The organism is Cyanobium sp. CH-040, assembly GCF_024346135.1.
Classification (GTDB): Bacteria; Cyanobacteriota; Cyanobacteriia; order PCC-6307; family Cyanobiaceae; genus NIES-981.
The window spans coordinates 1-26252 of record NZ_JAGQCJ010000007.1 but is presented as its reverse complement, the minus strand read 5'-3'; the positions used below and the strand labels follow the sequence as shown (position 1 = coordinate 26252).

Here is a 26252-nt window from a genome sequence, read left to right as displayed (position 1 = left end):
TGCCTGTCAGGCCACCGCCGCGAAGCAGTCGCGGAAGGCGGCGATGGTGGCGTCGATGTCTTCGTCGGAGTGGGCCAGGGAGGTGAAGCCGGCCTCGAAGGCGCTCGGCGCCAGGTAGACGCCGCGCTCGAGCATGGCGCGGTGCAGCTTGCCGAAGCGGGCCGCGTCGGCCGCCTTGGCCTCCTCGAAGTTGCGCACCGGCCCCTCGCAGAGGAAGAAGCCGAACATGGCGCTGATCGAGCCGCCGCAGATCGGCAGGCCCGCCGCCTTGCCGGCCTCGAGGATGCCGGCGATCAGGCGCTTGGTGATCGCGTCCAGGCGCTCGTAGGTGCCGGGGCGCTTGAGCAGCTCCAGGGTCTTGATGCCGGCGGTCATCGCCAGCGGGTTGCCGCTCAGGGTGCCCGCCTGGTACATCGGGCCGGCCGGCGCCACCATCGCCATGATGTCGGCCCGGCCGCCGTAGGCGCCCACCGGCAGGCCGCCGCCGATCACCTTGCCCATCGTGGTGAGGTCGGGGGTGATGCCGAACTTCGCCTGGGCGCCGCCGTAGCTGATCCGGAAGCCGGTCATCACCTCGTCGAACACCAGCAGGGCGCCGTTCTCCTTGGTGACCTCACGGATGCCCTCCAGGAAGCCGGGCACCGGTGGGATGAAGCCGGCGTTGCCCACCACCGGCTCGAGGATCACACCGGCGATCTCGCCAGGGTTCTCGGCGAACAGCCGCTTCACCGCCTCCAGGTCGTTGTAGGGGGCGGTGAGGGTGGCGGCGGCGGTGGTGCGCGGCACCCCCGGCGAATCCGGCAGGCCCAGGGTGGCCACCCCGGAGCCGGCCTTCACCAGGAACATGTCGGCGTGGCCGTGGTAGCAGCCCTCGAACTTGATGATCTTCTCGCGGCCGGTGAAGGCGCGCATCAGCCGCAGCACCGACATGCAGGCCTCGGTGCCGCTGTTCACGAAGCGCACCATCTGCACGCTCGGCACCGCCTCGATCACCAGCTCCGCCAGCTGGTTCTCCAGCTCGCAGGGGGCGCCGAAGCTGGTGCCCTTGTCGAGGGCCTCGTGCAGGGCGGCGATCACCTCGGGGTGGGAATGGCCGCAGATCGCCGGGCCCCAGCTGCCGATGTAATCGATGAAGCGGTTGCCGTCCACGTCCCAGGCGTAGGCGCCCTTCACCCGCTCGAACACGATCGGGTTGCCGCCCACCGAGCGGAAGGCGCGCACCGGCGAGCTCACGCCCCCGGGCATCAGCTTCTGCGCGGCGCTGAAGAGGTCCTGGGATCGGGTCGTGTTCAAGGCGGGGGCCGAAACGGGTGCCGAGGTCAAGGGGATTCCGCTGGCGATGGAAAACCGTGGCCCATCCTGACCCAGAACGGCCCCACCCGCCGGCACCGGTCACCACAGACTGTGATCCAGGGGCCCGGTGCGGGAGCAGACTTGAACCGCGCCAGCACCCGCAGCCCCTTGATCCGCGCACCCCACGGCCACCCTTCCGGCAGGGCCTGCAATCCCGGCACCCCCCGCCCGTGAGCCGCGACTGGGCCGAGCTGGAACGCGGCCTGCGCCGCCTGCTGCCGTCCCGGGCGGTGGTGGCGGCCCGCCAGGAGCTGCTCGCCTACGACTGCGACGGCCTCACCCTGCACCGCCATCAGCCGCCGCTGGTGGTGCTGCCCGAAACCACCGAGCAGGTGGCGGCGGTGCTGCGCTTCTGTCACGAGAACGGCGTGCCCTTCGTGGCCCGCGGCAGCGGCACCGGCCTCTCCGGCGGCGCCGTGGCCGAGAGCGAGGCCCTGGTGATCGCCACCAGCCGCATGCGCCGGGTGCTGGAGGTGGATCTGGAGAACCGGCGGGTGGTGGTGCAGCCCGGCGTGATCAACAGCTGGGTCACCCGGGCCGTGGCCGGCGACGGCTTCTACTACGCCCCCGATCCCTCCAGCCAGGTGGCCTGCAGCATCGGCGGCAACGTGGCCGAGAACTCCGGCGGCGTGCACTGCCTCAAGTACGGCGTCACCAGCAACCACGTGCTGGCGCTGGAGGTGGTGCTGCCCGACGGCACCGTCACCACCCTCGGCAGCGACCTGGACGAAACCCCCGAACTCGACCTGCGCGGCGCCTTCATCGGCAGCGAGGGCACCCTGGGCATCGCCACCGCCATCACCCTGCGGCTGCTGCGGGCGCCCCAGAGCGTGGCCGTGCTGATGGCCGACTTCGGCTCCATGGAGGCCGCCGGTGAGGCGGTGCGGCGCGTCACCGCCGCCGGCGTCCTGCCGGCGGGGATGGAGATGATGGACCGGCTGGTGATCGAGGCCGTCAACGACTACCTGCGCGGCGTGGAGGGCTTCGAGGAGTACCCCGCCGACGCGGCGGCGGTGCTGCTGATCGAGCTCGACGGCCAGGAGCGGGAGGTGGTGGCCGCCGCCGAGCTGGCCTCCGCGCTCTGCCGCGAGGCCGGCGCCCGCCAGGTGCGCCAGGCCTGGCAGGAGGAGGAGCGCGCCCTGCTCTGGAAAGGCCGCAAGTCGGCGATCTCGGCCCTGGGCCGCCGCTTCCCCAGCTACTACCTCCAGGACGGCGTGGTGCCGCGCAGCGCCCTGCCGCGGGTGCTGGCGGCGATCGAGGCGCTCAGCGAGCGCTTCGCCCTGCCGGTGGCCAACGTGTTCCACGCCGGCGACGGCAACCTCCACCCCCTGATCCTCTACCGCGACGGCGAGCCCGGCGTGCGCGAGCGGGTGCAGGAGCTGGGGGCCGAGATCCTGCGCCTGTGCGTGGACGCCGGCGGCAGCATCACCGGCGAGCACGGGGTGGGCAGCGACAAGCGCTGCTACCTCGACTGGATGTACGGCCCCGACGACCTGGCCACGATGCAGCTGCTGCGCGACGCCTTCGATCCCCAGCGCCGTGCCAACCCCGGCAAGATCTTCCCCACCCCGCGCAGCTGCGCCGAGTCGGCCCGGCGGGTGCAGGTGCTGAAGGCCGAGGGGGTGGAGCTGCCCGCCGAGGCGGTTGTGTTCTGAGCGGCGTCACCCCTCCTCGTCGTCGGGCGGCCAGGCCAGGTGCACCACCACCGGCGCGTGGTCGCTGGGCTGGGTCTGGCCCCGGGTGTCCCGGTGGATCACGCAGCCGGTGGCGCAGGCCAGCAGCTCCTCGCACAGGTAGATGTGATCGATGCGCCAGCCCTGGTCGCGGTCCCAGGCGCCGCTGCGGTAGTCCCACCAGCTCCAGTGGCCGCTGCCGGGTTCGAACATGCGGAACGCGTCCTGCAGCCGCTCCCCCAGCAGCTCGCGCAGCGCCCGGCGCTCCGGCTCGCTGGCCATGATCCCGCCGGTGAACCGCACCGGGTCCGGCAGATCCCGGTCCTCCGGGCCGATGTTGAAGTCGCCCAGCATGCACAGGGGCTCGCCCTGCTGCTCCTGCGCCTCCAGGTAGCGCCGCAGGCAGGCCAGCCACTCCAGCTTGTAGGCGTACTTGTCGCTGCCCACGGCGCTGCCGTTGGGCACATAGAGGTTGAGCACGCGGATGCCGTCGATCCAGGCGCTGATCACCCGCTTCTGCTCCCCCAGCCGCTCCGCCTCCGCATCGCCGCCCAGCAGGGCGCTGAAGCCGATCTGCACGTCCTCGAGCGGCAGGCGGCTGAGGATGGCCACGCCGTTGTAGGACTTCTGGCCGCTGATGGCGCAGGCGTAGCCCAGGGCCTCGAAGGCCTCGGCGGGGAAGCGCGCATCCTCCACCTTGGTCTCCTGCAGGCAGAGCACCTCGGGCCGCTCCTGCTCCAGCCAGGCCAGCACCTGGGCCAGGCGCGTGCGCACCGAATTCACGTTCCAGCTGCCGATGCGCATGCCGCCCCCTGAGCGCCCTTAGCATGCCTTCCAGTCGAAGGAAGGAACCCCATGACCGCCCGTTCCCGCTCGACCACCTCCCGGCCCTTGGGCACCGTCCGCCCCTCGCGTGCCGGCAGGTCGGCGCGTGCCACGGCCCTCCTGGCCGCCGGTCTGCTGCTGGCGCCCTTCAGCCTCGGCGTCGGCGCGGCCCGCGCCCAGCAGGGCGGACTCGGCCAGAGCATCACCACCCCCCAGCAGCAGCAGCAGCTGGATGACGGCATCGGACCCAGCCGCTCCGGCAGCATCCTCGATGCCACCAACCCGATCGACCTGATGAACCGCATCCGGCGCGCCACGGCGCTGGACAACGCCACCCCTCCCGGCGACGCCATCGACGCCGCCCTCAGGGACTTCGAGGCGGGCTCCCAGCCGGCTGGTCGGCCTGCGGCTCCGGGGTCGGCTGCTGGGTCTGGCCTGATGCAGGCTCCCTGAGCGAGGCCAGCCCCCAGGCGGCGGCCAGCCGGTCGAGCTGCTGCTGCTGCTCCGGATCGCTCTGACGCCGGCGCGCCTCGCTCAGGGTGGCCTGGGCCGCCGCCACATTCCCCTGGCCGTGCTGCAGCAGCGCCCTGGCCAGCAGGGGCCGGGGATCGGCGGGAAACAGCGTGGTCAGTCGGATCAGCTGCGCCTCCGCCTGGCCGGGCTCGCCGAGCCGCTCCAGCACGTTTGCCAGCAGCAGCCCGATCGGCAGGGCCTCGGGCCTGAGCTTCGGTGCGATCGCCCGCTGCAGCGCCGCTTCCAGCTGGCTGCGGGCCTCGGCGCCGCGTCCCCCCTCCAGCTGCAGCAGCGCCATCAGCTGCAGGGCCTCCACCTGGTCGGGCCGCTGGCGCAGGATCTGGCGCAGCTCCCGCTCGGCGCCGCTGCGGTCGTCCTGGTCGCGGCGCAGTTCCGCCAGCAGCAGCCGCAGTGACCAGCGCTGGGGATCCTCGTCGGCCAGCCGCTCCAGCAGGGCCGTGGCCTCCTGCTGCTGGTCGAGGGCCACCATCAGCTCCAGCAGCCGCTGCTGTTCCTCGGCGCTGGCCGCGCCATCCTCCACGCGGCGGCGCAGCTCACCGGCCTGCTTCACCAGGGCCGTGCGTGCGCCCGCCTGGCCGCCGGCCAGCTGGCGCTGCCCCAGCCACCAGCCCGTTCCGAGACAGAGCACGGCCAGGGCGCCCGCGGCCAGTCCCAGCCACAGGCCCTGGGGGGCGGAGGATCGGTTCGGGAGGCGGGGCATTCGGAGCGCCGTTGAACCTGCGTGCGCTGAGTCTGCCGGTCCGCTGCCCCTACATTGGCGCCATGCGCGACCACCCCATCCCCCCGGTCACCGAACCGCTGCAGTACCGGGCCATCGGCCTGGTGCGCGGCACCTACGTGCCGGCCGCCGACGATCAGATCAACCGCGGCGCGATCCACACGGCCGACGGTGAGCAGCTCGAGGCCGTGGTGCTGGGACGGCTGCTGACCCTGCTGCGCCGTCACGTCGACCTGGCCGAACCCCATCTCTGGGTGGTGTACCCCCGCAGTCGTGAGGAGGGTGGCCTGCATCTGCAGATGGTGGGCATCTGGGAGCCCAGCACCCTGGCCGCCACCGACGCAGAGGCACCCGCCGAGGCGACCTCCGACGCGACTCCCACCGAGCCTCCCGCCGGCGATGCCCTGCCCGAGGGTGACGACTACTTCTCCGTGCGCGGTGAGCTGGTGTTCACCAAACCGGAGACCGGCGATCTGGTGGTGAAGGTGCGCCAGCGTCCCCGGGGCGACGGCCAGCGGCCGGCCCCCTTCAAGCTGCAGCTGCGCGGGGAGGTGCCCCTCGAGCATCTGCGCCACTTCGTCTCCCTCGACCTGCGCCGCCAGGGCCAGGCGCTGACGCTGGAAGGTCTGGAGGTGATCGGCCCGGTGGCCCAGCGCGGCAACCGTGGCGGCAAGGACCGCCGCAGGCAGCCCGACAAGCGCCCCCGGGGCGGTCACCAGGGCGGGCAGCCCCGCGGCCCGGAGTCCCCCCGTCGTACCGCCGTGCTGCGTCCCGGCCGCTGAACCATGGCCCTCTGGGAGGCCACCAGCGGCACCTGGATCAACCTGCTGGCCGTGGCCCTGGGCACCGCCGTGGGCGCTGCCCTCGGCTCCCGCATCAGCCTCGATCTGGCCCAGCAGTGGCGCCGCTGGCTGGGGGTGGTCACCCTGCTGCTGGCGGTGCAGATGGTGCAGCCGCTGTGGCAGCTGCGTCTGGGGGCCTTCCCGGCGGTGCTGCCGGCGCTGCTGGCCCTGGTGCTGGGCGTGAGCGCGGGTGAGGCCCTGGCGCTGGAGCGCCGCCTGGGGGCCTGGTTGCGGGCCGGCGGCAGCGCCGTGGCCGGTTCCGGGCCGGGCATCCTGGCGGGCACCTTCGTGCTCTTCTGCGTGGGGCCGATGACCCTGGTGGGCTGTCTGCGCAACGGCGCCCTCGGCGACGCCGACCTGCTCCTGGTGAAGGCCGCCCTCGACGGCGTCAGCTCCGCCCTGCTGGCGGCCGGCGTGGGGCTCACCCTGGCCTGGGTGCTGCTGCCCATGGCCGTGTTCCAGTTCGCCCTCTCCGCCGCCGGCGCCCTGATGGCGGCGGGCCTCTCCGATCCCATGGCCAGCCCGGTGCTGGTGTTCAGCGCCGCCCTGGGCGGCCTGCTGGTGCTCAGCCTCGCCCTGGAGCTGCTGGAGCTGCCCCATCCCTCCAGCGTCAATGCGTTGCCGGCCCTGCTGCTGGCGCCCCTGCTGGGCTGGGGGATCCAGCCATGACCTCCGCCCTCTCCGCCGGCGTGGCGGTGGCCCTGATCAGCCTGCTGGCGGTGATCGGTCCGCTGCTCGGCCTCTCGCCCGCCTGGATCGCCCTGCTGGCCGGGCTGGCCCTGGGCGGCCTCACCGTCGATGCCGCCGGCTTCTCCGGCCGCGGCGGTCACCTGCTGGCCGAGGCCCTGCCCGGCTGTCAGGCCCGCCTGCGCCGCATCGCCGTGCATGAGGCCGGCCACGTGCTCGTGGCCGCCGAGGAGGCCCTGCCGGTGCGCCGCGTGCTGGTGGGCAGCCTGGCCTGTCTGCAGGCGGGGTTGCCGGCCGGGGGCAGCACCGAGTTCGACCCGCCGGACCACGCCAAGCTGCCGCTCGAGGAGCTGCGCCGCTGGAGCCGCGTGTTGCAGGCCGGCATGGCTGCCGAGGCCCTGATCTACGGCGACAGCATCGGCGGCGCCGATGACCGGGCGCTGCTGGGGCGTCTCTGGGGGCTCTCCGGCCACGACGTGGCCACCGCCCAGCGCGAGCAGCGCCGCGCCCGCCGCGAGATCGACCAGCTGCTGCGGCGCCGCCGCGGTGATCTCGAGGCCGAGGCCGAACGCCTGCTGGCGGCGGCGCCGCGCCTGGGGCGGGTGCGTCTCCAGGAGGCCTGAGGTGGGCCAGCTGGCCCTGCTCGACTGCCCCACCGGCCTGGCCGGCAACATGCTGCTGGCGGCCCTGTTCGACCTGGGCGTGCCCCGGGCGGTGGTGGAGGCCCCGCTGGCCGCCCTCGGCCTGGACGGTGCCTACCGGCTGGAGCTGGAGGAGCGGCGCAGCGGCGGGCTGCGCGGTCTGCACCTGGCGGTGCGGGGCCTGGAGCCGGAGCCGCCGGCGCGCCACTGGAGCCGGCTGCGCGAGCAGCTGCAGCAGGCCCCCCTCGAGGAGGCCCTGCGGCAGCGGGTGCTGGCGGTGTTCGGCCTGCTGGCGGAGGCCGAGGCGGCGGTGCACGGCCACCCCCCCGAGCGGGTGCACTTCCATGAGGTGGGCGCCGTGGATGCCCTGGTGGATGTGGTGGGCGTGTGCGCCGGCCTGCTGCACCTCGGCGTGGACCGGCTGGTGTGCGCGCCGCCGCCGGCGGGCCACGGCACGGTGCGCACGGCCCACGGGCTGCTGCCGCTGCCGGCGCCGGCGGTGCTGGAGATCGCCCGCCGCCGCTCCGTGCCCCTGGCCGCCGCCGAAGGTCTGCCGCCGGCGGAGCTCACCACCCCCACCGGCCTGGCCCTGGCCGCCTGCTGGGCGGACCGCTTCGGGTTGCCGCCGGCCCACGTGCCGCGGCGGGTGGGGGTGGGGCTGGGCAGCCGTGAGCTCGACCGCCCCAACCTGCTGCGGCTGGTGCTGGCCGATGCCCTCGGGTCCGCTGACGCTGGCGGCTTGGAGCCCAGCGGCGCTGGCGCTGCGGAGCCGGCGGAGCCGTGGCTGGAGACGGTGCTGGTGCAGCAGGCCCAGATCGATGACGCCACCCCCGAGGACCTGGCCTTCCTGATCGAGGCCCTGCGCCAGGCCGGAGCACTGGAGGCGTTCAGCCAGCCGCTGACGATGAAGAAGGGCCGGCCGGGCTGGCTGGTGACGGCCCTCGGCCGGCCTGATCCGGCCGCCGCGGCCCGCCTGCGCCAGGTGTGGTGGCGCCACGGCACCAGCCTGGGGCTGCGGGAGCAGCAGCAGCGGCGCTGGGTGCTGCCCCGCCGCAGCCTGGAGCTGGACACGCCCCTCGGGGTGGTGCGGGTGAAGCAGGCCCGCCGCCCCGATGGCCGCTGGAGCAGCAAGCCCGAACATGACGACCTGATCGCCCTGGCCCGTCGCCACGATCTGGCCATCGACCAGGTGCGTGCCACTGTGCAGCACGCGCTGGACAGGCTTCCCCCTCCCCCGCCGTGACGTTCCCTTCCCTGAGGCTCCCTCCCGCACTGCAGCGGCTCCAGCAGCAGGCCCTGCGGCAGTGCAGTCAGTGCCTGCGCGGCCTGGCCGGTTCCCTGCGCCCCCTTGTCTCTGCCCTGCCGCCGCTGCCGCCGCTCCCCGGTGGTGTGTCGCTGTGGGTGAGCCTGCTCAGCTTCGGCTTCGTGCTCGCCGCCCTGGTGGGCAACGGCCGGCGCATGCTGCAGCTCAGCCTCGACCCCCAGGGCTGGTGGTGGCTGGTGCTGGCGGTGGGGGTGAGCCTGCTCAGCCTGGTGGTCAACGCCCTGGGCCTGGGGGTGGTGCTGCGCTGGCTGCGGCTGCGGCCCCGCTGGCCCGCCCTGGTGAGCCTCTACCTCGACACCAACCTGCGCAAGTATCTGCCCGGCGGCATCTGGCATCTGGCCGGCCGGGTCGCCCCGCTGCGGGCCGCGGAGGGTCCCCTGCTCACGCCGGCCCCCCTCACCCTGGCCCTGGTGGCGGTGGTGTTCGATCCCCTGGTGGCGGCCGTGGCGGCCCTGGCCCTGGTGCCGCTGGGGGGCATGCAGGGTGGACTGGGCCCGCTCTGCCTGCTGCCGCTGCTGCTGCTCTGGCCCCGCTGGCTGGCCCCGCTGCTGGAGCGGCTGGAGCGGCGCCAGGCCCGGCGCCTGCGGCTGGAGCCGGAGGCGCTGGAGTCGCTCAACCGCTCGCTGGGCGAGGCGCTGGCCGGCTATCCCTGGCCGCCGCTGCTGGTGCAGCTGCTGTTCGTGCTGCTGCGCTTCGGTGGTTTCGTGTGCTGCGTGCTGGCCTTCGACCTGCACGCCTCCCTGCCCTGGACCAGCTGGCTGGCGGGCTTCGCCCTGGCCTGGGCCGTGGGCCTGCTGGTACCGGGGGCGCCCGGGGGCCTGGGGGTGTTCGAGGCCACCCTGCTGCTGCGTCTCGGTGGCGCCGTGCCGGAGGCGCCGCTGCTGGCGATCGCCCTCAGCTACCGGGTGGTGGTGACCCTGGCCGATCTGGCGGCGGCCGGCTGCACCCGCCTGGACGGCTGGATCGACCGGCGTCTCGCCCAGGCCGGCTGAGGCTGTTTGCAATTGCGCCTATTGTTGAGAGCGTCTGGGATCGTGCGGTGCCGGCTCCCTCCTCGTCCCGGGCACCGCTGTCCGCTCCGCTCAGCTCCTCCGGCTCGCCTGGCGACGGCCTGCGCAACAGCCTGCACCACCGCGGTCAGCGCCTCACGCCCCAGCGCCAGCGGGTGCTGGACCTCTTCGAGCGCATCGGCGAGGGCACCCATCTGAGCGCCGAGCAGGTGCACCAGCGCCTGCTGCGCGACCGGGCCCGGGTGTCGCTGGCGACGGTGTACCGCACCCTGCGGCTGCTGAGCACGATGGGACTGCTGCAGGAGCTGGAGCTGCCGGAGGGCGGCCGGCGCTTCGAGCTGGCCAGCGACGCCCACCGCGACCACCACCACCTGGTGTGCATCCGCTGCGGCTGCACCGAGGAATTCGAGAATCCGGCCGTGCTCGAGGCCGGCCAGGCGGCCGCCGAGGGCCGCGGCTTCCGGCTGCTGGAGTGCGTGCTCAACGTGCGCGCCCTCTGCCCCCGCTGCGCCGCCGAGGAGGCCCTGGAGCTGGGAGGGCCGGCCTGAGCAAGCCCCTCTTTCTTTGGTGGCAGCCCCCGCACTCTCCGGGGGCTGCTGCCCAGGGAGATGGCCGCCGCTGCCACCGCCGGCCTGCCCGCTCAGCAAAGCTGGCGCCTCCCTTCGTGCATCAGTTCGGAGGGGCGCAGCCCGAAGTGAGCACTGAAGTCGCGGCTGAATGACGCCAGGTTGCCGAAGCCGAAACGGGAGGCGATCTCCCCCACCGTGTCGCCGGGCTGGGGACGCAGCAGGGCCTGGCGGGCCAGTTCGAGCCGTTGACGACGCACCCACTGCACCGGGCCACAGCCGAAGCGCTGCTTGAACGCCAGTTGCAGGGTGCGGCGGGAGTAACCGCTGCGCCGCTCCATCTCGGTGAGGTTGATCGGCGTGTGCAGATTGGCGCGGATCCATTCCAGGAGATCCTCGAAGATGCGCTCCCGGGGTGCCACGCCGCCCTGTCGATGCACGGCCAGAACGGTGTCAAGCCGCGGGTGCAGCAGCAGCGCGAAGACGCGGTAGATCAGATCGTCAACCTGGAGCACATCCTGATGGCCATGGGTATCCAGATCGGGGTTGTCGAGCAGCGACAACGTTCGCCGAAACACCTGGATCAGTTGCAGGCTGCGTCGGTTTTCGCACCCGAAAACCCTGGCCACCTCCAGATCGCTGGCGAAGCGCTGCTGGGAAACCCCGAGCCCGGCGATGGCGGCGGCCGTGCTCCTCAGCCGCTCCAGATCCAGGCGCATCACCAGGGCATTGAGGTGATCGGTCGTGAAGCGGTAGGTGGCCCCTGGTGAGAACCAGAGGGGCCGCGACGGGGTGATCGCCTGGCTGAGGCCCTGGGTCTGATAGCGGATGCTGCCGGCCAGGCAGAGATTCACATAGGCGTTGCCCTTATCCTCACCCATGGCTCCCTCGATCGGCGAGCTATAGCCGCTGGTGAGGAGCAGGGAGCCCGCTCGGATGGTGTTAGTACGGTGCACGAACCCTGCTTCATGGCCGCGCCGCGGCGCGAAGTCGAGCACCGGGTGGTGCCGGGCCAGGCGTTCGCCCAGCGCCTGCGGGTCGCGATCGTGCTGGGTGTGCTGGTCGTGGAACAGAAGCGGCACGGCTGCCGCGGACCCGCCGGGCTTGTCGAGCACGTCCGTTCACGCAGCCGCTGGTGGGCGGAATCTAGGTCTCTCGCGGCGGGCCGCCATCCCCGTCCGGAGCCTTGCGGCAGCTACCGCAGTCAGCTGCCGGCGCCGAACTTGACGGTTCACGCAGCAACAGTGCGGTAACGGAGCGCACCCATGGGCTGACGTTCCTGAGAATCATTCACAGGATGGACGGAGTGCTCCCTGCATTCCCAGCCATGCCGAACGGCAAGCCCAACATCCTCATCCTCTGGGGGGATGACATCGGCCAGAGCAACCTCAGCTGCTACAGCGACGGTCTGATGGGCTACCAGACCCCCAACATCGACCGCGTGGCCAAGGAAGGGGGCCGCTTCATCCACTACTACGCCGAGCAGAGCTGCACCGCCGGCCGTGCCGCCTTCATCTCCGGCCAGAGCGTCTTCCGCACCGGCCTCAGCAAGGTGGGCCTGCCCGGCGCCGAACTGGGCTACCGCACCGAGGATCCCACCATCGCCTCGCTGCTGAAGCCGCTGGGCTACCGCACCGGCCAGTTCGGCAAGAACCACTTCGGCGACCGCGACGAGCACCTGCCCACCAACCAGGGCTTCGACGAGTTCTTCGGCAACCTCTACCACCTCAACGCCGAGGAGGAGCCGGAACTGCCGGACTATCCCAACCCCGAAGACTTTCCCAACTTCCGCCAGAATTTCGGTCCTCGCGGCGTGCTGCACTCCTGGGCCAATCCCGACGGCACCCAGCGCATCGAGAACACCGGCCCGCTCACCAAGCAGCGGATGCAGAACTGCGACGAGGAGTTCCTGCGTGAGGCCAAGCGCTTCATCCGCGAGGCGGTGGCCTCCGGTGAACCCTTCTTCGTGTGGTTCAACACCACCCACATGCACTTCCGCACCCATGCCCGCCCGCAGGATGTGGGTCGCTCAGGGCGCTGGCAGTCGGAATACCACGACGTGATGATCTATCACGACGAGTGCATCGGCGAGATGCTCGATCTGCTCGACGAGCTGGGCGTCACCGACGACACGATCGTGATGTACAGCACCGACAACGGGCCGCATATGAACAGCTGGCCCGATGCCGGCATGACCCCCTTCCGCAACGAGAAGAACTCCAACTGGGAGGGGGCCTACCGGGTGCCCGCCCTGGTGCGCTGGCCCGGCAAGATCGCCCCAGGCACCCTGTTCACGGAGATCGTGAGCCATCTCGACTGGCTGCCCACCCTGCTGGCCGCCGCCGGTGAACCTGAGATCAAGGAGAAGCTCAAGGCCGGCCACCAGGCGGGCAGTCGGCACTACCACGTGCATCTCGACGGCTACAACATGCTCGACTACTGGACGGGCCAGACCGACAAGAGCCCGCGAGTCGAATTCTTCTACTTCTCCGACGACGGTGACCTCACCGCCCTGCGCTACGACAACTGGAAGATCGTGTTCATGGAGCAGCGGGCCACCGGCACGCTGCAGGTGTGGGCCGAGCCCTTCACCGCCCTGCGGGTGCCGAAGATCTTCAACCTCAAGACCGATCCCTACGAGCGCGCCGACATCACCTCCAACACCTACTGGGACTGGATGCTGGATCACGCCTTCATGCTCGTCCCCGCCCAGAGCATCGTGGGCCGCTTCCTGGCCACGTTCCAGGAGTTTCCGCCGCGTCAGAAGGCCGCCAGCTTCTCGCTCGAGGAGGTGATGGACAAGATGGCCAGCACCACCGGGCACTCATAGGCCGTTCCGGCTGGAGGGTGCGAACACCACCCTCCAGTCCCGGGCCATGTCCACCACCAGCCAGCCCCGTTCCGGGGCCTGGCGCAGTGCTTCCACCAGCCGGCCGCTGCTGCGGGGATTGGCGTCGTAGGCATACTCCCGCTGCGGGTCGGTGTGGTGGACGAGCAGGCCGAGGGAAGGCCTGGGATTGGCGATGGTGGTGTACTGCAGCATCTCCAGATCGCCATCGGAGTTGCCGAAGGCGGCGATCGGCTGCCGGCCCAGGACGGCATGGATCCCCACCGGCTTACCCCCCTTGTCGTCCACGAACAGATGATCGAGCCCTTTCACCAGCACCGGCCGCCCGTCCCGCAGTTCGAAGCGGGTGAGGGCCGTGCTGCCCACCACCTGCTCCGGCGGGATGCCATACACCCGTTCCGCCCACACGCGCATGAAGTCGGCCCCGCCGCCGGACACGATCACGGTGCGGAAGCCGTGGCTGCGCAGCAGTTGCAGCAGCTCCAGCATGGGCTGGTAGGCGAGTTCGTCGAACCGCCGTCCGAAGCGGGGGTGGCGCGCCGTCTCAAGCCAGCGCAGCACCGACGCCCGGTAGTCCTCGCTGCTCATGCCCGCGTGGGTGAGGGCCAGGATCCGCAGCAATCCCTCGTGGCGGGGGCCCGCCACCAGGGCGGCCACGTCGTTGCGCAGGGCCGCCTGCACCATCGGGTCGCGGCGCAGTTCCGGCTGCTGCTTCACCGCTTCCCGCAGCCTGTCCAGCGCATAGAGCAGCTGGAACGGCAGGGGATTCTCCGGCCACAGGGTGCCGTCGTTGTCGAACACTGCAAGGCGCTCCGCCACGGGCACGAAGTCCGCAGAGTCCTCCCGGCTCACCCGGCGCACGAACGTGAGCAGGCCCTGCTTGAGCGCCCCGTCGTTCCAGGACGGCAAGGCATCCGGCTCGGCGGCCCTGGCGGGGATCCAGCCAGCCAGCGCCATCACGACCAGCACGGCAGCGGCCCGGCGGGAAGGTTCCACGAGTCAGCCCCGGTGCGTTGGCTTCCGATCCTGACAAGTCCACAGGCACCGCGGTGATCCGCCCATGACCATCGATCGCCCCAGGCCCCGCCCCGGCATGTCCCCCACCATCACCGCTCCAGAGGTCTCCGCCCGCCCGCCCGGGCGGGCCCCGGCCCGGGACATGGTGTGGATCCCGGGTGGGACCTACACCATGGGCTCCGATCACCACTATCCCGAGGAGGCGCCCGCCCACCGGGTGCGGGTGGAGGGGTTCTGGATCGACCGGGCCCCGGTCACCAACGCCCAGTTCCAGAAGTTCGTGAAGGCCACGGGGTATGTGACCCTTGCCCAACGGCCTGCGGATCCCGCGGATTACCCCGACGCCCGGCCGGACCTGCTGGCACCCGCCTCGATCGTGTTCGTACCGCCGGCGGGGCCGGCCGGCACCGCCGATCCCTACCGGTGGTGGCAGTACGTGCCCGGTGCCGACTGGCGGCACCCCGAGGGCCCGGGCAGTTCCATCAAGGGCCGTGACCAGCATCCCGTGGTTCATGTGGCCTTTGCGGATGCCGTGGCCTACGCCGCCTGGGCCGGCAAGACCCTGCCCAGCGAAGCGGAATGGGAGCGGGCCGCCCGGGGCGGACTCGAAGGGGCCGAATTCGCCTGGGGCGAGGAGCTCCACCCCGGCGGCGTTCCCATGGCCAACACCTTTCAGGGCGACTTTCCGCATCACAACAGCCGCCGCGATGGCTTCGAGCGCACGTCGCCCGTGGGTTCCTTCCCGCCGAACGGCTTCGGGCTGCTCGACATGATCGGCAACGTGTGGGAGTGGACCGAGGACTGGTATGCCGACCACGGCCGCGTGGTGGCAGACCACAAGGCCGCCGGGGGCTGCTGCACGATCGACCATCCCCGCGGATCCACCCGCGAGGCCAGCATCGACTCCTCCTCCCAGCACGGCACCATCCCCCGCAAGGTGGTGAAGGGGGGCTCCTTCCTCTGCGCGCCGAGCTACTGCCGCCGTTACCGCCCGGCTGCGCGCATGGCCCAGGGCATCGACACCTCCACCTGTCACATGGGCTTCCGCTGCATTGTGCGACTCCCCCGATCCGCCTGAAGCCGATGGAAGCAATCGAACAGCTGGACGTTGTGCTCATCACCGTTGTCGGGGTGATGCGCTTCGTCCTCGAATCCCTCTCCGTTCTCTGTGTGATCACCGGCCTGGTGGCGGTGGTCCGTCTGGCCTCTCCCTTTCCCCTCAACCACCGGCGTCGCCACCGGCCCACCAGCGGCATCCGCCTCACCTTCGGCAGCTGGCTGTCGATGGCGCTCGAGTTCCAGCTGGGGGCCGACATCGTGGCCACCACCACCGCGGCCACCGGCCAGAACCTCATCCAGCTGGCTGTCGTGGCCGTGATCCGCACCTTCCTCAATGTGTTCCTGGCTCGGGAGATCGAAGCGGAGCAGAAGATGGAGGCAGCGCTGCAACAAGCAGGAGCACACGAATGACCTCCCAACCCGTCAGGAACCTCAACAACGAACTCGCCAAGCAGCGCAACCGGGCCGCCGCCGAGCGCACGCTGATGGCCTGGATCCGCACCTGTCTCTCGCTGATCAGCTTCGGCTTCGGTCTCGACAAGATCATCGGCGCCATCAACCGCACCCGCCTCGGCGACGGCAGCCATGTGGATCTGAGCGTGCGCCTGATGGCGATGGGATTCGTGCTCATCGGCATCCTGGCGATGGGGTCGGCCATCCGCCAGCACCGCAGGGATCTCCGCCAGATCCGCCGCGACGATTATGTCTACATCGAGGAGACGTCGATCTCAACGGCCACCGCGGCGGCGCTGATCGTGATCGGCGCGGTCGCCTTCATCATCCTGATCCTCGGTGCGCTCTCGGCTTGAGCGGGTTCACAAGCTCTGCCCTCGATTCCTGCTCTTTCCTTCCTTCCCATGGCCCAGGCCGCCGCGCTTCTCGTTCCCGCCACGCTGTTCGCGATCATGTTCGCGCTCGGCCTGGGACTACCGGTAGGGATCCGCGAGCTGATCAGGCGCCGGCGCGCCCTGCTGCTGCGGGTGCTGCTCGGCAGCTGCGTGCTCGTTCCCCTGGTGGCGGTGCTCCTTCTCCAGTTGCCCCTCAGTGAGCTGCTCTCCCAGCCCGCCCGCTTCGGCTTTGCCCTGATGGCGGTGTGCCCCAGCGCGCCGCTCACGCTGCGCAAGGCGGACAAGGCCGGCGGCAGCAGCGCTCTGGCGGCAACTCTTCAGGTCAGCGCCGCTCTGGCGGCCATCGTGTCCATCCCCTTGATGGCCTACCTGCTCACCACGCTGCACGGCGTGGAGGGGTGGGACATTCAGCCCCGGCAGGTGGCCCTCCAGATCGGCCTGGCCCAGATCCTGCCGCTTTCCCTCGGCATGCTGGTGCGGCGGCGATGGCCGGTCTGGGCTGCCAGCCAGACCGGCTTCTTCGACCGGCTCGCCAACGTGCTGCTGCTGATCCTGGTGGTGGCGGTGCTGCTGAAGACCGGGCACCTTCTGATCCCCTTCGTGAGCCGGAATGTCCTGGCCCTGGCCTTCATGGCGGTGATGGTGCTCGCCTCGATGGCGATCGGCTTCCTGCTGGCCGGAGCGGACCGCGAGGACCAGACCACCGCGGCCCTGGTGACCTCGATGCGCAATCCCGGTCTGGCGCTGCTGTTCGCCGCTATCCACGGCCCCAGCATCGAGGGCCTGAAGCTGGCGATCCTCGTCTACCTGCTCGTCACCGTGGTGGTGCACATCCCCTTCCTGCGCTGGCGGAGGCAGTTCGCTGCCGCCTGATCAACCCTCCTGATCAACCCTTCGGCTCCCGGGCTCCGTCGTTGGGGGCTGCGGGCACCGTGCTGGCGTTGCCGTTGCGGATGGCGTGGTACCCAGGGGAGAGAATTTCCACGTTGGCCCTGGCGAACTGATCCTGCAGAGCAGCCAGCACCTCCGAGAGCGTCTGCCGGTAGGTGCCGGCATCGCGCACGAAGGCGTTCAGTTCGTAGCTGATGTGGAAGTCGTTCAATGACGTCTGCAGCACGAAGGGTTCGATCTCATCGGTGATGCCCGCCACGCTGCGGGCGGCGCCGAGCATCAGCTCGTGCACCTGCCGCCAGGGCACGTCGTAGCCGATGGTGATCGTGGTGGCGAGAGCCACCGGCTGCTGGATCTCCCGCCGCGAGAAGCTGTAGTTCACCACGGAGGCGCCGATCACGGTGGCGTTGGGAATGCTCACCAGCTCGTTGCGCGGCGTCTGCAGACGCGTCACCAGCAGGGCCCGGTCCTGCACCACCCCGAGAACGCCATTGATCTCCACCCTGTCTCCCTCGCGGAAGGCCCGGGTGTAGATCAGCATCAGGCCGCTGATGACGTTGGTGGCGATGGCACTCGAACCGAAGGCCGCCAGCACGCCCACGAACAGGCCGGCTCCCTGGAACACCTTGCTCCCCGAGCCGGGGATGTAGGGGAAGGCGGCCGCCAGGCCGACCAGGGTGAGCAGGATCGCCGCCAGGCGCGCCGTGGGCAGGGCCCACTCCTGATAGAAGCCGGGGATGCGGACCCGTCCGCGATCCAATGCCTGGAACCAGGCATTGCTGGCGCGGATCACCAGGATGGTGATCGCCAGGATCACCAGAATCGAGAGCAGGTTGGGAATGGCCTGTACCACCCCGTTCAGGAAGCCCATCACGAGATCCCGGATCTGACTCCGGAGACCCGCGGCGATGCCCTGGGTGGGAGGGAACAGGCCCAGCAGCAGCGGGATCAGCAGGTAGCTGATGAGGATCAGCACGCTCCAGTGGATCACCTGGCGCAGGCGTTGCATCAGCCTGCGCACCTGATCCACCTCCACGAACCCGCTCAGGCCGAGCCGGCTCAGGCGTTGCAGGATGAACCGCGGGCGCTCGGCAATCCGCCGGCGCAGCCGCTGGTTGATGTTTCCCTGCACCCGCAGCCAGAGGACGTAAATTCCCAGCACCAGGGCGGCCAGTGCCGTTCCCGTCAGCCAGGTGGAAAGGGTGCGGCGGTCGCGGAACGCGCTGATGGCTGTGCGCAGGTTGTCGCGGTAGCTGTTCGCCAGCTGCTGCCGGCTGAGTCCGAAACAGGACGCCTCGCGGTCGTCCACGGCCATCTCGGGCGCGAAGTGCCCGTCCTGCTCAAGGATGCCGATCACGGAGAAGGGAGGTTCCTCCTGCACGACCAGCTGGGAGGGCTGAACGGCCAGGTCCTTCGCCAGCTGGAGCAGCCGCCCCTCGGCACGACGTACGTAGGCATCGAGTTTCTGGGCCCCCGGTGCACGCCGGATCTCCAGCACCTTCTGGCCGTCGAGGGTGATGAAGCCCGGCTTCGCGGCACATCCCGGCTTGCCGGTCACCTCCGCTGGCGCCGCATCCTTGGCCGTCGCGGCCAACGCGTCACTCCCAAGAGCCCCCACGGGTGTCTGCGTGGTGAGGAGAATCCCAAAGGTGAGTGCGAGTGCCAGGCAGAGGGAAAGGACGGGTCCATGCCTGTGGATCCGATCACGGCTCCTCCTTGCCAGCTCCGGCATGGCCGCACTCCTCACGGGTCAGGGCTGGCATCCTGGCCTAGGCCCCCTCGCCCATCTGCCCTGGGGGTCACCCCTTCCTGGCTGTGTCTTCTCAGGAGCGGAAGGGGTCGGAAAGGGGCGCGTGGCTTCATGGGTGAGGGGCTTCAGAAGAAGAACGTCAGTCCCACCTCGATGCCGTTCTGGTCGAGGTTGAAGCCACTGCTGGGTCTCTTGTCGTTCCGGTACTCCAACCCCACGTAGCGCCAGGAAAGATTCAGCTGGGTGCTGTTGCCGATGGCGTACCCCAGGCCCACCTGGGCATTGCCGGAGAGGTCCCGATCGCCGCTGATGCCGAAGCCGCCGATGTCGGCCCGGGCGAAGGCGCGCAGCCGGGGTGAGAGAAACACCTGGCCCTGCACGCCCACCAGCGGCTGCGCCCAGGTGCGCCCGAAGGTGCCCTGCCGTTCGAACTCCAGCCCCAGCGGCCCGTTGCCCTGCACTTCCGCATCCACGTCGAGAGTGGCATCGATCAGCCGCACGCCGGCGTAGGGGACCAGGGTGAAGGCGCCCGGTTTCGCCAGCGCGGTTTCCGGTTCGCCGATGCGGTACCGCACGGCCAGGTCGTAGATGCCCAGCTTCTGGGTCACCTCCGCCTCGCCCGTGAGGCGGCCTCCCGGGCCGGTGCGCGCCCCCTGGGCGCCGAGCCGCACGTAGCTGAGATCGGTGAGCAGCCCCCAGCGGCCGCGCTCCACACTGCCCCTCACGAAGGTGGCCCACTCCAGGGCGTCGAGGATGTCGCCCAGGTCCAGGTCCACGTCCGCCTCGAAGCCGCGGACGCGGGTGGTTCCGGTGGCTTTCAGGGGAGTGAAGCCGTAGAGCTCGAGGGTGCCGCGCCACACAGCCTCGCCATCACCGTCGCCATCGCCTTCGCCATCACCACCTGCATCGGTGTCGCCAGCGGCATCGGCGGTGGCCGGCGCCGGATCCGCTCCCGCTCCCGATTCCTGTGCGGCCTCCAGCGGGAGACCCGGCATCGGTCCGCCCGCCTGGGCGAGCGGCTGCGCGGCGGTTTCGGGGGCGGTCGACTGGTCCGTGGAGGGCTCAGGTGCGGACTCGGCCCTGGCGGCGACAGGGGCGAGCAGGCACGGAACAACTCCAAGGACCGCGGCGATCCCAGCGAGGTTGCTGAACACAGGCTGCATGGTCGAATCCTGTCGGGTGGCGAGTTGATCGATCCGGGGCACCCGATCGGAAGAGGTTGCGGCCAAGGTGGTCGCCCGTCGCGGAATGGACGTGAGTTTTATCACCGTTCGTTGCGGATGTCGAGGGCGAAAAGCTGTGTTCAGCCAACTGGTGAAGGCGCGGCCAAGGAATCACCGTCAAGCGAAAGATTGTCCGACTTGCGCATCCATCCGGTGCGGCGGCACCGGTCTGTCCAGTTCAGGCCCCTGATCGCAGATCACGGCCGGTTGTGACCAGGCCACCGCGGGGCGTTGGGCTGGGGGTATTGGATAGTCATCTGATATCCAAGGGTTCACTGAGCCGTGCTGGCTGGTTCGGCCCAGGCAGCTCTCCAGCAGGCGGAAGCAGGCCCGGTAGAACAAGTCATGGGGTGCAAGGTTGGCAGCGGTTGAGTTCCGGCAGTCGTCTGTTCAGTCCCACCCTTTTCACTGCCCTTTGGAGCCGAGGTTGCGATTGGGTCTTGCAGCGAGAAAGGATCCTGCTGGAAGACCCGAAGCTCAGACCGAACCGAACGCCACCTGGCAGGCGGCGTTCAGCAATTCAGCCTCGCTGGCACTGCTGGGATTGCGTCCGTTCAGTGTGCCGCGGTTGCAGTCGGCATCGAAGTAGGTTTCGCCGCTGCCTGCCTCCACCGCAAACCGCACCGCCTGATCGTTGATGGGCTCCACCGTGCCGTACAGGAGTCGATAGTCGGTGTTGGGCACCACCACATAGGTGGTCTGGTTCGACACCGCGTTGTCCACGGCGGAGTTGATGATCGCGGCCGTGGTGAGGGTGGTGAGGCCCCAGGCGGCGGCATTGGCGCCCCACCAGCCCCAGTTCGACGACCTGTAGCCGCTGTCGTACCAGCCGTAGTTCCAGGGCCGTGCGTAGCCCCAGCCGGGCCGGGCCCAGCCGGGATAGCGATCCCAGCGGTCATCCCAGCGGTCGTAGCGCTTGTCCCAGCGCTTGTCGATGTTCCTGGCGCGCTGGTCCCAGCGATCATCGATGCGGTCGGCACGCTTGTCGAGATTCTTGTCCCGCCGGTCCAGCCGTTCATCCCGACGATCCGCCTGCTTCTCCCGTGTGTCGAGCTTCTGCTCGCGGCGGTCCTGCTTCTTGGATGCCTGGTTCCTGGACGTCTGGTTCTTGTCCTTGCTGCTCTGGCTCTTCAGCGAGGGGCCGTTCTTGCTGTCGGATTTCTTGGCCCAACCGCCCTTGGGTTGCTTGTTGCCCTTGCCGAGCCCCGACCCCGAGCTCTTGAATCCGCTCGAGCCCTTGGACGACGACGTCTTGCGGGAGACGCTCTTCTTCCCACCACCTCTCTGGCCACCTTTCTTGGCGAGCCACTCCCCATCGCTCCCGTGCCCCATGGACGGTGCGTCCGGCAGGTCGGCCATCCACGCTGCTCCGGCGGGAAGGCCCGGCAGGCAGAGGCAGCCGGCCAGCAGGAGGGCGAAGGGCCGCAGAGGGCGTTGATGCAATGCCTTCATCACTGCAACTCCTCGCAGCCTTCGTCGTAGCAGGCGAGCTTCACACGACCGTCGACTGCGAACAGCACCCGCACCAGGTCGCGGCCATCCATAGCCTCCGGTCTTTCTTCGCGGATGCTGTTGAGGTAGTTGGGATTCACCACGCACAGATCCCTGCCGTTGAAGCAGATGGTGTTGGTGGAGAACTGCACCGCGGCCGAGCTGAGGTACAACCAGCTCCTGGTGGCCTCATCGAGGCGGCCCATGCGCACCGGGTTGTCGGCGATGCGGATGGTCTCGGTGACCGTGCCGATCCTGTGGCGGTAGGTGGTGAAGGTCTCCTCTTCGATCGCTTCAACCACGCAGGGCTGGGCGGCACCGCCACGCAGGGAGCAGGTGGTTTCGAGGGTGTACAACGCTGCGCTCTGCGCCTGAGCCGGCGAGGCGGAGAAGGCGGCGCCGAGGCCAAGGGCAAGACAGGCGCCTGGCAAGAGCAAGGAGAGAGGGCGTGGCATCAGGGGACGGTCCCCGCGCGCGGGCCAGAGCGGCCGCGGGCGACTGGATGGAGTGACGGTCTGATCATGACCATGCCCACCTCAGTGCATCCATGGATCCACGAAAAGCTGTGCCCCCTGCGCAGAACCCGTTACACATGCGGGTTGCATCGGGCACACGCAATTGAGAATCGCTTGCAAAAGCGCCGCGATTCCTCCTAGGTTCTGGCTCTCTCCCACAGGCCAGCCAGCCAGCTGATCTCCATGGCCCAGCCCCTAGGCACCGCCACCTCCGACCACCCCAAGCTCTGCCCTGGCGTCCGCCAGTGCCCGGTTCTCAGCGCCGGCAAGAAGAAGGGCTGCAAGCAGAAGAAGTGCTCCAACTGGAAGGGCGGCAAGTGCCGCTGCGGCCGCGACTAGTCGCGGCGCTCCAGGGTGGGAATCAGGGCGATCGAGGCGGCCAGGCCCAGCACCATGATCAGCAGTGCCGGGCCCATCGCCGCCTCCACCCGCTCGTCACTGGCGTACTGGTACACGCGCACGGCCAGGGTGTCGAAGTTGAACGGCCGCAGCGCCAGGGTGAGCGGCAGCTCCTTCACCACGTCCACGAACACCAGAAGTCCGCCCACCAGCAGCGGTCCCCGCAGCAGGGGCAGGTGCACCCTCCGCACCACCGCCAGCCAGGAGTGTCCGAGGCTGCTGGCGGTTTCATCCATGGACGGAGGCACCCGCTCCAGGGCCGCGTCCAGGCCCTGCTTGCTCACCGCCATGAACCGGTCGCTGTAGCCCCACACCAGCAGCAGCAGCGGACTCAGCAGCAGCGGCCCGCCGAGGATCAGCAGCCCCACACCCAGCACGCTTCCCGGCACGGCGTAGCCCAGCCCGGCGATGAAGCTGAGCTGCCGGATCAGGGGCTGGGGGCTCCAGCGGCGGATGATCGCCAGCAGCAGGGCGCCGGCGCAGGTGATCACGGTGGCCGCCAGCGCCAGGATCAGGCTGCGGCCCGCCAGCCGCAGAAGTTCGTCGAGGGGTTCAGCCCGCAGGGCCGGCCAGCCTTCGCTGATCCACAGGACGGGAATGGCCACCGCCAGCAGCGGCGGAGTGGCCGTGGCCAGCTGTGCCAGTGCCGCCCGCCACCCCCGCAGGGGCCAGCTGAACGGACGCTCGCTCTGGCTTTCCAGGTTCCAGCGCTTGCTGCGCCGTCGCAGCTGCCGCTCCAGGGCGATCAGCACCCCCACGATCGCCAGGGCCACCAGCGACAGCAGTGCCGCCCCCTGGGGATCGCCGTCCACCTGCCAGCGATCGAGTATGCCGGCCGACAGGCTGGGCACGCCCAGCAGCCGCACGGCCCCGAGTTCATTCACCACTTCCATGGCGCTGAGGGCCACGCCGGCCCCGATCGCCGGCAGGGCGATCGGCAGGGCCACCCGCAAGAAGCTCGACCAGGGGCCCAGCCCCAGGGAGCGGCTGGCTTCCACCAGCCGGCGGCCACCCGCTGAGAAGCTCTCGGTGGTGAGCAGAAACACGTAGCTGTAGTTGGCCAGGCTGAGCAGGGCGATCGCCCAGCCCAGGCCATGGATGCGCAGGCCCTGGTGGCTGCCCCAGTCGATCAGGCTCGCGGCCAGCAGGTAGGCCGGGAACGCCATCGGCACCAGCTGGGCAACGCGCAGCAGGCGCCGGCCGGGGAAGCGGCACACGGCCGTGAGCCAGCCGATGCCCGTGCCCAGCGCGGCTCCCACCACCCCTTCGCCGAACACCAGCAGCAGGGTGCCGCGGATCTGCTCCGCCCCGCTGAAGCCCAGCCCCAGTGGACTGGGCTGGGCGGCGAAGAGGGCGTCCCAGAACAGGGCCAGCAGCGGCAGCAGCGCCAGCAGGCCGATGCCGAGGCCGCCCACGATGAGGCCCCGGCGGCCGTTGCCGACTGCCGGGGACGCTCCTGCGAGGTTGTGGTCTGGACGCGCCGTGGACTCCATCGCAGCTGGTGCCGAGGCTCCGCTCTACTTCCAGCCAGCCTGTTGCATCAGCTGCACGGCCTCGCGGTTGCGCTGACCCAGCTGCTTGATCGTCACCGGTGTGGCCGTGAACGTGCCGAAGCTCCGCAGGGTGGGGTTGTTGCCCCATCCCTTCACCGGATATTCGTTGTTGGCCCCGGCGTAGCCCTCGCCGGCGGTGGGGGAGGAGAGAAACTCCAGCAGTTTGCGGGCCCCTTCCGGGTTGCCCGAGCTGCGGGTCACACCGCCGCCGGTGACGTTCACGTGGGTGGGATTGACCCACACCACCTTCACCTTGCGGGCGTTCGCCTTGTCGGTGGCGTTGTCGGAGTTGAGCAGACGGGCCAGGTAATAGGTGTTGGCCACGGCGGCACCGCACTCACCCTGGCCCACCGCGCGCACCATGGTGGTGTCGGAGGTGAAGAAGGGCTGCTTGACGTTGGCCACCATGCCGGTCAGCCAGCGCTCGGTGGTGGCTTTGCCGGCCCGCTGCAGCACATCGGCGGTGAGCGACTGGCTGTAGACGCTGGAGCGATCGCGCATGCAGAGCTTGCCCCGCAGTTCTTTGCGCGAGAGATCGCCGTAGGTGCGGATCAGATTCGGATTCACCTGGGCCGGGTTGACCATCACCGGCCGGGCCCGGCGGGTGAGGGCGAACCAGTGGCCGCCGGGATCGCGCAGATTGGCGGGCACATCGCGCTTGAGGGCGGCCGAGTTGATCGGGCGGAACAGATTCATCTCCTGCGCTCTGATCAGACGGGCGGCATCCACCGTCACCAGCACGTCGGCGGGGCTGTTGGCGCCCTCGCGGCGCAGGCGCTCGATCATCTCATCGTCCTTGCCCTCGATGAGGTTCACCCGGATCCCGGTCTGGCGGGTGAACTGGGCGTAGAGCTCCTTGTCGGTGTTGTAGTGGCGACCGGAGTAGACGTTCACCACCTGGTTGCGGTTCTGGGCCTGGGTGACGGTGGTGACGGCACCCAGCAGGCTGAGGCTGCCCGCGGCAGCCAGGCCAAGGCGGAATGCCCTGGCGTTGAACAGGGACTGGATCATGACGGAGTGGAAAGGAAGGCCGGGAGCTGAAGCGGTTCGGCTCCCGGGCATGAGGACGTGTGAGGAGGTGTGAGGCGCTGGACTGGCTCCCGGGATGGTTCCCGGGTCTGGATCAGAACCGGAAGGTGGTCTGAATCACGCCGCCCCAGGCGTCGTTGAACCTGTTGGTGGCGGGTTCGTCGGCGTAGAAGAGGGCCGGGGTGATGCTGATGTTGTCGGTGACCTGGAAGCGGTAGAAGATCTCGTAGAGCATCGAGTTGTTCTCGCCACCGGTGAAGGGCGGCTGGCCGACGGCGAAGCCGGCGGCGTTGCCGGCCCAGCCCACATCGCTCCACTGCAGACCGGCCATCCAGGACTGGGAGTCATCCAGGCCGCCGCTGGCCCAGTTGTAGCCGTAGCCGAGGCTGATCGAGGGGATCCAGTTGCTGTCCACCGGGCTCCAGTAACCGGCGATCGAGAGGCTGTTGGTGTCACCGCCGTCGGGCACCCGGCTGCTGAAGTTGGCGTTGCGCTGGCTGGAGTTCTCCGTGCCGTAGCGGTAGCCGAGGGCCAGGCCCCAGTTCTGGCCGCGGTAGCCCAGCTGGGTGAGGGCGTTGATGCCGCTGTCGGAGCTGAAGGCACCGATGCTGGAATCGGCGAAGCCGTTGTTGGCGACGTAGTTGGCGTCAAAGGTGAGGTAGGGATTGCCCTTCTCCACCTGCTGCCGCCAGCTCACGCCCACACCGGCGCCGGTGGCCTTGTTGTAGGTGCCGGACGCGCCGGCCAGACCGAAGTAGTCGAGGATGTCCGACTTGTAGGCGCTCGGGATGAAGGAGAGCATCTCGGTGTTGCGCACCAGGGCGCCCACCGTCACGTTGAAGCTGTCCGCCACCGGGAAGCGGTAGAAGAGACGGTCGATGTTGACGCTGTCGGCGGTGCCGGTGGCCTTGTCGAGGGTGAAGACGCCCTCACGGAACGGCAGGCTGGAGAAGTTGCCGGCGCGCAGGCGGGTGCGCAGCAGGTCCTTGCCGGTGAAGCTGGTGTCGAAGCTCAGCCGCACGTCGTAGTTGACGGTGGTCTCGTCCGGGTCGGCCGGGCGGGTGCCGTCGCTGTTCAGGCGCGGGCTGGTGAAGTCGGGCGAGCCGGCCAGCATGAAGCTGGCCTCACCGCGCAGCTTGGTGGTGGTGGAGAACTGGGAGGCCTCCAGCTCACCCACCTTGGCCTCGAGGCCATCCACGCGGCCCTTGAGCACGGCCAGTTCCTTCTCGAACTCGGCCATCAGGCGCCTGAGCTCGTCGGTCACCTCGGTGACGCGGTCGAGACAGGCATTCAGGAGAGCGGCGGCCTCGAAGCGGGTCATGGCCCGCTGGCCCTTGTAGGTGCCGTCGGGGTAGCCGGCGACGCAGCCGTAGCGCTCGATCAGGTTGGAGAGCGCCTGGTAGGCCCAGTCGGTGGGCCGCACGTCGGAGAACTGGGAGATGCTGGTGACCTGCTC

General features: G+C 70.0%; 26 protein-coding genes. 14 read left to right on the top strand and 12 right to left on the bottom strand.

Translation table 11 applies throughout. The features are described 5' to 3' along the window. Window positions 1-6 precede the first annotated feature (6 nt). A complete protein-coding gene (gene hemL, locus KBY90_RS08020; protein WP_254968030.1) occupies window positions 7-1293 on the bottom strand; it encodes a glutamate-1-semialdehyde 2,1-aminomutase in 1287 nt (428 codons plus the stop codon). Between the two features lie 230 nt (window positions 1294-1523). On the opposite strand from hemL, the gene KBY90_RS08015 reads away from it, so the two are divergent. Next, entirely contained in the window at window positions 1524-3008 is a 1485-nt protein-coding gene (locus KBY90_RS08015) for an FAD-linked oxidase C-terminal domain-containing protein (RefSeq protein ID WP_254968029.1), read from the top strand. A 6-nt stretch (window positions 3009-3014) separates the two neighbouring features. Here the strand turns inward: KBY90_RS08015 and xth are convergent, their stop codons facing one another. Further along, window positions 3015-3830 (bottom strand): exodeoxyribonuclease III, encoded by an 816-nt coding sequence (gene xth / locus KBY90_RS08010; RefSeq protein ID WP_254968027.1) that lies wholly within the window; start codon window positions 3828-3830, stop codon window positions 3015-3017. A gap of 51 nt (window positions 3831-3881) precedes the next feature. On the opposite strand from xth, the gene KBY90_RS08005 reads away from it, so the two are divergent. Next, window positions 3882-4304: a hypothetical protein gene (locus KBY90_RS08005; protein ID WP_254968025.1), complete on the top strand. Its 423-nt coding sequence runs from the start codon at window positions 3882-3884 to the stop codon at window positions 4302-4304. Here KBY90_RS08005 and KBY90_RS08000 read toward each other — a convergent pair. Further along, window positions 4216-5085: a tetratricopeptide repeat protein gene (locus KBY90_RS08000; RefSeq protein ID WP_254968024.1), complete on the bottom strand. Its 870-nt coding sequence runs from the start codon at window positions 5083-5085 to the stop codon at window positions 4216-4218. The genes KBY90_RS08005 and KBY90_RS08000 overlap by 89 nt on opposite strands. Before the next feature lie 62 nt (window positions 5086-5147). Between KBY90_RS08000 and KBY90_RS07995 the strand changes: the two genes are divergently transcribed. The 6 genes from KBY90_RS07995 (at window position 5148) to KBY90_RS07970 (ending at window position 10155) form a co-directional block, all read left to right on the top strand. Next, the gene (locus KBY90_RS07995) at window positions 5148-5885 is read left to right on the top strand and encodes a hypothetical protein (RefSeq protein ID WP_254968023.1); all 738 of its coding nucleotides are present in this window, start codon (window positions 5148-5150) and stop codon (window positions 5883-5885) included. A gap of 3 nt (window positions 5886-5888) precedes the next feature. Next, window positions 5889-6614: a DUF554 family protein gene (locus KBY90_RS07990; RefSeq protein ID WP_254968022.1), complete on the top strand. Its 726-nt coding sequence runs from the start codon at window positions 5889-5891 to the stop codon at window positions 6612-6614. Next, window positions 6611-7255: a hypothetical protein gene (locus KBY90_RS07985; protein WP_254968021.1), complete on the top strand. Its 645-nt coding sequence runs from the start codon at window positions 6611-6613 to the stop codon at window positions 7253-7255. Before KBY90_RS07990 ends, KBY90_RS07985 begins: the two co-directional genes overlap by 4 nt. 1 nt (window position 7256) lies before the next feature. After that, entirely contained in the window at window positions 7257-8516 is a 1260-nt protein-coding gene (gene larC / locus KBY90_RS07980; RefSeq protein ID WP_254968019.1) for a nickel pincer cofactor biosynthesis protein LarC, read from the top strand. After that, window positions 8513-9589 carry a lysylphosphatidylglycerol synthase domain-containing protein gene (locus KBY90_RS07975; protein ID WP_315858716.1) on the top strand — a complete coding sequence of 359 codons (1077 nt, stop codon included), beginning with the start codon at window positions 8513-8515 and terminating at the stop codon, window positions 9587-9589. Before larC ends, KBY90_RS07975 begins: the two co-directional genes overlap by 4 nt. A 77-nt stretch (window positions 9590-9666) precedes the next feature. Then, window positions 9667-10155, top strand: a complete 489-nt coding sequence (locus KBY90_RS07970; RefSeq protein ID WP_254968171.1) for a Fur family transcriptional regulator — start codon at window positions 9667-9669, stop codon at window positions 10153-10155. A gap of 92 nt (window positions 10156-10247) precedes the next feature. Here KBY90_RS07970 and KBY90_RS15090 read toward each other — a convergent pair whose 3' ends face one another. Continuing rightward, on the bottom strand, window positions 10248-11288 hold the full coding sequence (locus tag KBY90_RS15090) for an AraC family transcriptional regulator (RefSeq protein WP_254968017.1): 1041 nt from the start codon (window positions 11286-11288) through the stop codon (window positions 10248-10250). 212 nt (window positions 11289-11500) lie between these two features. On the opposite strand from KBY90_RS15090, the gene KBY90_RS07960 reads away from it, so the two are divergent. Then, window positions 11501-13003, top strand: coding sequence for an arylsulfatase (locus tag KBY90_RS07960; RefSeq protein WP_254968015.1), 1503 nt, complete (start codon window positions 11501-11503; stop codon window positions 13001-13003). Here the strand turns inward: KBY90_RS07960 and KBY90_RS07955 are convergent. Further along, the gene (locus tag KBY90_RS07955; RefSeq protein ID WP_254968013.1) at window positions 12998-14017 is read right to left on the bottom strand and encodes an HAD family phosphatase; all 1020 of its coding nucleotides are present in this window, start codon (window positions 14015-14017) and stop codon (window positions 12998-13000) included. The two genes, KBY90_RS07960 and KBY90_RS07955, sit on opposite strands and share 6 nt — an antisense overlap. Window positions 14018-14081: 64 nt before the next feature. Between KBY90_RS07955 and KBY90_RS07950 the strand changes: the two genes are divergently transcribed. From KBY90_RS07950 to KBY90_RS07935, 4 genes are read left to right on the top strand one after another with little or no spacing between them, the layout of a single operon-like run. Beyond that, a complete protein-coding gene (locus KBY90_RS07950; protein WP_254968012.1) occupies window positions 14082-15116 on the top strand; it encodes a formylglycine-generating enzyme family protein in 1035 nt (344 codons plus the stop codon). Between the two features lie 5 nt (window positions 15117-15121). Further along, entirely contained in the window at window positions 15122-15508 is a 387-nt protein-coding gene (locus KBY90_RS07945) for a DUF1622 domain-containing protein (protein ID WP_254968011.1), read from the top strand. Next, on the top strand, window positions 15505-15906 hold the full coding sequence (locus tag KBY90_RS07940) for a YidH family protein (RefSeq protein WP_254968010.1): 402 nt from the start codon (window positions 15505-15507) through the stop codon (window positions 15904-15906). Before KBY90_RS07945 ends, KBY90_RS07940 begins: the two co-directional genes overlap by 4 nt. 48 nt (window positions 15907-15954) lie before the next feature. Next, a complete protein-coding gene (locus tag KBY90_RS07935; RefSeq protein WP_254968009.1) occupies window positions 15955-16818 on the top strand; it encodes a bile acid:sodium symporter in 864 nt (287 codons plus the stop codon). Between the two features lie 13 nt (window positions 16819-16831). Here the strand turns inward: KBY90_RS07935 and KBY90_RS07930 are convergent, their stop codons facing one another. The 4 genes from KBY90_RS07930 to KBY90_RS07915 form a co-directional block, all read right to left on the bottom strand. Next, window positions 16832-18430: a mechanosensitive ion channel family protein gene (locus KBY90_RS07930; protein ID WP_254968008.1), complete on the bottom strand. Its 1599-nt coding sequence runs from the start codon at window positions 18428-18430 to the stop codon at window positions 16832-16834. Between the two features lie 281 nt (window positions 18431-18711). Beyond that, the gene (locus tag KBY90_RS07925) at window positions 18712-19749 is read right to left on the bottom strand and encodes a porin family protein (RefSeq protein ID WP_254968007.1); all 1038 of its coding nucleotides are present in this window, start codon (window positions 19747-19749) and stop codon (window positions 18712-18714) included. 537 nt (window positions 19750-20286) lie between these two features. Beyond that, window positions 20287-21168 carry a hypothetical protein gene (locus KBY90_RS07920; protein WP_254968006.1) on the bottom strand — a complete coding sequence of 294 codons (882 nt, stop codon included), beginning with the start codon at window positions 21166-21168 and terminating at the stop codon, window positions 20287-20289. 92 nt (window positions 21169-21260) lie between these two features. Next, window positions 21261-21737 (bottom strand): hypothetical protein, encoded by a 477-nt coding sequence (locus KBY90_RS07915; RefSeq protein WP_254968004.1) that lies wholly within the window; start codon window positions 21735-21737, stop codon window positions 21261-21263. Window positions 21738-21998: 261 nt separating this feature from the next. On the opposite strand from KBY90_RS07915, the gene KBY90_RS07910 reads away from it, so the two are divergent. After that, on the top strand, window positions 21999-22154 hold the full coding sequence (locus KBY90_RS07910) for a hypothetical protein (RefSeq protein ID WP_254968003.1): 156 nt from the start codon (window positions 21999-22001) through the stop codon (window positions 22152-22154). Here KBY90_RS07910 and KBY90_RS07905 read toward each other — a convergent pair. The 3 genes from KBY90_RS07905 to KBY90_RS07895 form a co-directional block, all read right to left on the bottom strand. Further along, entirely contained in the window at window positions 22151-23707 is a 1557-nt protein-coding gene (locus KBY90_RS07905; protein ID WP_254968002.1) for an iron ABC transporter permease, read from the bottom strand. The two genes, KBY90_RS07910 and KBY90_RS07905, sit on opposite strands and share 4 nt — an antisense overlap. Before the next feature lie 24 nt (window positions 23708-23731). After that, entirely contained in the window at window positions 23732-24778 is a 1047-nt protein-coding gene (locus tag KBY90_RS07900) for an extracellular solute-binding protein (RefSeq protein ID WP_254968001.1), read from the bottom strand. 112 nt (window positions 24779-24890) lie between these two features. Further along, the coding region (locus KBY90_RS07895; protein WP_254967999.1) for an iron uptake porin at window positions 24891-26252 on the bottom strand (1362 nt) is incomplete at its 5' end.

Bases quoted from the DNA above. Each gene is read 5' to 3' on its own strand.
- xth (WP_254968027.1), bottom strand. From the start codon at position 3,830: ATGCGCATCGGCAGCTGGAACGTGAATTCGGTGCGCACGCGCCTGGCC.
- KBY90_RS08005 (WP_254968025.1), top strand. From the start codon at position 3,882: ATGACCGCCCGTTCCCGCTCGACCACCTCCCGGCCCTTGGGCACCGTC.
- KBY90_RS08000 (WP_254968024.1), bottom strand. From the start codon at position 5,085: ATGCCCCGCCTCCCGAACCGATCCTCCGCCCCCCAGGGCCTGTGGCTG.
- KBY90_RS07995 (WP_254968023.1), top strand. From the start codon at position 5,148: ATGCGCGACCACCCCATCCCCCCGGTCACCGAACCGCTGCAGTACCGG.
- KBY90_RS07990 (WP_254968022.1), top strand. From the start codon at position 5,889: ATGGCCCTCTGGGAGGCCACCAGCGGCACCTGGATCAACCTGCTGGCC.
- KBY90_RS07985 (WP_254968021.1), top strand. From the start codon at position 6,611: ATGACCTCCGCCCTCTCCGCCGGCGTGGCGGTGGCCCTGATCAGCCTG.
- KBY90_RS07960 (WP_254968015.1), top strand. From the start codon at position 11,501: ATGCCGAACGGCAAGCCCAACATCCTCATCCTCTGGGGGGATGACATC.
- KBY90_RS07950 (WP_254968012.1), top strand. From the start codon at position 14,082: ATGACCATCGATCGCCCCAGGCCCCGCCCCGGCATGTCCCCCACCATC.
- KBY90_RS07945 (WP_254968011.1), top strand. From the start codon at position 15,122: ATGGAAGCAATCGAACAGCTGGACGTTGTGCTCATCACCGTTGTCGGG.
- KBY90_RS07940 (WP_254968010.1), top strand. From the start codon at position 15,505: ATGACCTCCCAACCCGTCAGGAACCTCAACAACGAACTCGCCAAGCAG.
- KBY90_RS07935 (WP_254968009.1), top strand. From the start codon at position 15,955: ATGGCCCAGGCCGCCGCGCTTCTCGTTCCCGCCACGCTGTTCGCGATC.
- KBY90_RS07925 (WP_254968007.1), bottom strand. From the start codon at position 19,749: ATGCAGCCTGTGTTCAGCAACCTCGCTGGGATCGCCGCGGTCCTTGGA.
- KBY90_RS07920 (WP_254968006.1), bottom strand. From the start codon at position 21,168: ATGGCCGACCTGCCGGACGCACCGTCCATGGGGCACGGGAGCGATGGG.
- KBY90_RS07910 (WP_254968003.1), top strand. From the start codon at position 21,999: ATGGCCCAGCCCCTAGGCACCGCCACCTCCGACCACCCCAAGCTCTGC.
- KBY90_RS07905 (WP_254968002.1), bottom strand. From the start codon at position 23,707: ATGGAGTCCACGGCGCGTCCAGACCACAACCTCGCAGGAGCGTCCCCG.
- KBY90_RS07900 (WP_254968001.1), bottom strand. From the start codon at position 24,778: ATGATCCAGTCCCTGTTCAACGCCAGGGCATTCCGCCTTGGCCTGGCT.